The 3,480-nt window shown below is 67.0% G+C and carries 4 protein-coding genes; 1 reads left to right on the top strand and 3 read right to left on the bottom strand.

The window, feature by feature from the left end:
* Nucleotides 1-425, top strand: a 425-nt coding sequence (locus tag ABIS05_RS07520) for a glutathione binding-like protein (RefSeq protein ID WP_348010023.1), incomplete at its 5' end; no start/stop codon positions are given.
* 23 nt (nt 426-448) lie between these two features.
* Here ABIS05_RS07520 and ABIS05_RS07515 read toward each other — a convergent pair.
* The 3 genes from ABIS05_RS07515 to ABIS05_RS07505 all read right to left on the bottom strand — a co-directional run bounded on the left by ABIS05_RS07515 (nt 449) and on the right by ABIS05_RS07505 (nt 3,315).
* Nucleotides 449-1,579, bottom strand: a complete 1,131-nt coding sequence (locus tag ABIS05_RS07515; protein ID WP_407074832.1) for a fatty acid desaturase — start codon at nt 1,577-1,579, stop codon at nt 449-451.
* Nucleotides 1,580-1,786: 207 nt separating this feature from the next.
* Entirely contained in the window at nt 1,787-2,794 is a 1,008-nt protein-coding gene (locus ABIS05_RS07510) for a hypothetical protein (protein WP_348010022.1), read from the bottom strand.
* Entirely contained in the window at nt 2,791-3,315 is a 525-nt protein-coding gene (locus ABIS05_RS07505) for a 2Fe-2S iron-sulfur cluster-binding protein (protein ID WP_348010021.1), read from the bottom strand. Before ABIS05_RS07505 ends, ABIS05_RS07510 begins: the two co-directional genes overlap by 4 nt.
* Nucleotides 3,316-3,480 lie beyond the last annotated feature (165 nt).

The raw sequence follows: 3,480 nt of genomic DNA, 5'->3' as shown, positions 1-3,480 counted from the left end.
TCAAGCCCACGGCCGAGCAGGACCTGCTGAACTACCGCTACTTCATGCACTTTGCCGAAGGCTCGGCCATGCCGCCGCTGGTGATGAAGCTGGTGTTCAACAAGGTCAAGCGCGCGCCCATGCCCTTCTTCGTCAAGCCGATTGCCAAGGGCATTGCCGACAAGGTGCTGGGCAGCTTCGTGCAGCCCAACATCGATGCGCAGCTGAAGTTCGTGGAGGGCGAGCTGAGCGCGCGGCCGTGGTTTGCCGGAGCGGAGTTCTCGGCGGCGGACGTGCAGATGAGCTTCGCGGCCGAAGCCTGGGCGGCGCGCAGCGGGGCGATCGAGCAGTATCCGAAGTTGAAGGACTTCCTGGCCCGCATCCACGCGCGGCCGGCCTACAAAAAGGCGCTGGAGCGCGGCGGGCCTTACGACTTGATGAGCTGATGACCTGAACGCGGGCCGCTACCTCAGCGCGCCACACGTCCCCAGGTGGTGCCTTCGGACACCCGGCCGCTGAAGTCCATCCAGCGTGCGGTGGCCACGTCGTAGAGCTTGCAGCGCCTGGCCGTCTGCGCGTACCAGCGCCATGAAAAGCGCTGCACGATGATGCGGCCCGGCAGCGCGGTTTCGAGAATGGTCTGCGCCTGCTTGAGCTTGTAGAGCGGGATGCTCATGTCCACATGATGGGCCGTGTGCTCCATGATGTGGTGCAGCAGGCCGCCGATCTTCAACGGAAAGGTCAGGTGCACGGTGGTCGACACGAAGGGGTCGCTGGCCGACCACTGCGCCTTGTCCTCGTGCCAGCGCACCTCGGTGTGGGTGTGATGCACATAGATGACGAAGCCGATCATCACGTTCCAGAACGCGAACGGCACGGCAAAGCCCAGCGCGATCAGCGCCCAGGTCGACTGGCCGGTGGCCTGCGCGGCCCACACCAGTGCGCCCACCCACACAGCAGCCGCAGCAACGGCCAACACGCCATCGGCCACGAACAGGCCACGGCGCGCCGGCATGTAGCGCTTGCTGGGGAACAGCATGCGCAGCCACCACATCTCGATGAAGTAGTACAGGCCCGGCGCCCAGCCGCTGCGGTAGACGCGCTCCAGCAGGCGGCGGGCCGGCGTCAGCGCGGCGAACTCCGCTGGCGTCAGCGGCTGCCAGACGAAGTCCTTGCCCTTGAGGTTGGTGAAGCCATGGTGCATGACGTTGTGCCCCACTTCCCACAGGCTGTAGGGCGTGAGCGACGGCAGGAAGGCGATGCGCCCCAGCCAGCGGTTGAGCCGGCGGTGCGGCGTGTAGCTCTGGTGGCAGGCGTCGTGGCCAATGATGAACAGCCGCCCGATGACAAAGCCCGCCGCCAGGGCCACGGGCAGCTTCATCCACCAGGCCGGCAACAGCACCACACCCGTGATCGCGGCGACGAACAGCACCCAGTCCAGCAGCAGCAGCGCGACGGCTCGCAGGGTCTGCGGCTGCGAGATGGGGGTGAGCCAGGAGCGGATCTCCTTGCGCGCGGGCATGCGGGCATCGCGGTCGATGACGGGCACGGCGGCGGGCTGGGATGAAGAAGACGGGGACGGTTGCAAGGCTTGACTCATGAGGACGCGAGGACGCTGTCAATGGACGCGGCCGATGCTAGTCAGCGGGCGGTGCAAAGGCTTTGCGATGGGTCAAGGACTGCGAGATTTCATGGCGCTGCAGATGAAGCGGGTACAGAAATGCAACCACAGAGACACAGACACAGAGAAGACCTCGTTGCATTCCTCTGTGACTCTGTGCCTCTGTGGTTGCCTTTGAGTTGCACTTCAGCGCCGGGCACGCTTCGGCCCGTAGTCCACCACCTTGCACCCCGCCCCCTGCGGGTCCTCGCAGCAAGCCGCCAACTTCTTCAAACTCTCGCTGAATTGCTCGTCCCACTGCGCCTGGCTGTGCAGGTTGCCGGGGCTCATCCAGTGCGACTGGGGGAACTTCTTGGACCACTCGTCGCCGCCCTCCTGCTGCCCGCGTCCGGTGGACTGGTCCATCGCGACGCGGCAGGAGTTCATGTTGCCCATGCGGTGGCAGGCGGTGCAGGTGTTGCCGCGCGTGGTGATGCCGAAGGCGTGCAGCTTGGCCCAGGCCTTCTTGAAGTCCTCGCCGATGGCGTTGGGCTGGTAGACGCCGAAGGGATCGCCGGGCAGTTGCGTCGTCTGCGCGATGTAGGGCGAGTACATGAACGGCCCGCTGTCGTGGCAGTTGATGCAGGCGGGCTGGCTCCAGGCGACCTGGTGGGGCGTCTGCCAGACCTTGTCGGCGGGCAGGGCGCGCACGCCCTCGGGGCTGGTTGGCTGCGGCTTGCGCGTGAGCGTGCTGGGCGAGGGCACCCAGCGGCCGTCGATGCCAGCGGCCTCGGACAAAGGCGCCTTGGCCTTGGCGGTGAACCAGCAGGTCTTGCCGTCCTTGATGCTGTGCGAGATGACGTTGATCTCGTCGAACAGCGCGCTGCCCGCCGGCCGCGCGACCTGCTTGCGGCAGACGGCGCTGATCTGCGCGGTCTTGTCGTCGCGCAGCACGAGGGCGCGGCTGCCGGGCACGCACTGGCCCTGGCTGCCGACGTCGTGCTGGGGCAGCAGCGAGGGCTTGTCGCAGCGCGCCGGTGCGGGTTGCGGCGGCACGGGTTGGCCGTCGACGGTGATGGGGATCTCCTGGCCGGCCATGCAGCTGAAGGCCGGGATCTCGGTGACCTGCTTGGCACATTGCCGGCCGTACTCGAACAGCGTCTCGGCCTGCGCGGCACCGCTCAATAGCAGCGTCAGCAACAGCGCGTTCTTCATGACTTCACCAGCCCTTGCTCCGCCATCACGACGGCACGGATGGCCTGGTGGTAGCGGGCGTAGCCGGTGCAGCGGCAGATGTGCTGGCCGACGGCGTCTTCTATCGCCGCGTCGAGCTGGTCGCGCCGGATGGGCTGCGCGCGCAGGCGGCCGAGCAGCATCTCGGTGGCCATGACGAAGCCGGGCGTGCAGTAGCCGCACTGGAAGGCGAAGTGGTCGAGGAAGGCCTGCTGGACGGCGCTGGGTTTCTCCATGCTGCCGGTGCCTTCGACCGTCGTGATGGACTGGCCTTGCAGCAGGGCGACCGGGGTGGAGCAGGCGAGCAGGGGCTGGGCTTGACTGCTCGGCACGCGGCGGGCGGCCACGGTGCAGGCCTTGCAGACGCCGATGCCGCAGCACAGGCGGGTGCCGGAGAGGCGCAACTCTTCTTGCAGGAAGTCGACCAAAGGCAGGTCAGTGGGGACGCGCTTGTCGACGGCGACGCCGTTGACATGAAATTGGACGCGGACGAGATCGGTCATCAGTAGGCCTCTCGTTGTGATTGGTTTGCGGCCAGGCCCATGCCGGGATTTCGCCCCGGCGGGCGACTCACTTTCTGGGCCGCCAGAAAGTAAGCAAAGAGCTCCCCCCTGGCCGCCCCGCCCCTTCGGGGTTCCCTGCGCTGCTCAGTCCTTGAGGGCCCGCGC

It is taken from the genome of Roseateles sp., from assembly GCF_039929605.1.
Taxonomy (GTDB): Bacteria; Pseudomonadota; Gammaproteobacteria; order Burkholderiales; family Burkholderiaceae_C; genus Pelomonas.
This window is presented reverse-complemented; position numbering and strand designations above follow the sequence as displayed.

Bases quoted from the DNA above. Each gene is read 5' to 3' on its own strand.
- ABIS05_RS07510 (WP_348010022.1), bottom strand. From the start codon at position 2,794: ATGAAGAACGCGCTGTTGCTGACGCTGCTATTGAGCGGTGCCGCGCAG.
- ABIS05_RS07515 (WP_407074832.1), bottom strand. From the start codon at position 1,579: ATGAGTCAAGCCTTGCAACCGTCCCCGTCTTCTTCATCCCAGCCCGCC.
- ABIS05_RS07505 (WP_348010021.1), bottom strand. From the start codon at position 3,315: ATGACCGATCTCGTCCGCGTCCAATTTCATGTCAACGGCGTCGCCGTC.